General features: G+C 67.7%; 1 protein-coding gene. It reads right to left on the bottom strand.

Translation table 11 applies throughout. The features are described from left to right. Positions 1-317: biotin/lipoyl-containing protein (locus MKK52_RS09055; protein WP_313898741.1), on the bottom strand; the 317-nt coding region annotated here is incomplete at its 3' end. Positions 318-319 lie beyond the last annotated feature (2 nt).

Raw genomic sequence — 319 nt, 5'->3', positions numbered from 1 at the left:
GCGTCGGCCATGGGGGCCAGGGGGCGAGGCGACTTCGGTGCCTCGGGGTAGGCGTCTGCTCCGCGGGGCTGGACGCTGCCCGGATCTTTGCCCTCGCCTGCGATGAGGGAGATGAGGTCGTTCACCGGCACGTCGGCCGTGCCCTGAGGAACGATGATCTTTGCGAGGACGCCCGCATCGACGGCCTCGACCTCCATGGTCGCCTTGTCGGTCTCGATCCCGGCCAGCACGTCGCCGGACTTGATCGAGTCGCCTTCCTTCTTCAGCCACTTGGCGAGGTTGCCCTTCTCCATCGTCGGGGACAGGGCGGGCATCAGGA

The organism is Methylobacterium sp. J-067 (genome assembly GCF_022829465.1).
GTDB classification, from domain to species: Bacteria; Pseudomonadota; Alphaproteobacteria; order Rhizobiales; family Beijerinckiaceae; genus Methylobacterium; species Methylobacterium litchii.
This window is presented reverse-complemented; position numbering and strand designations above follow the sequence as displayed.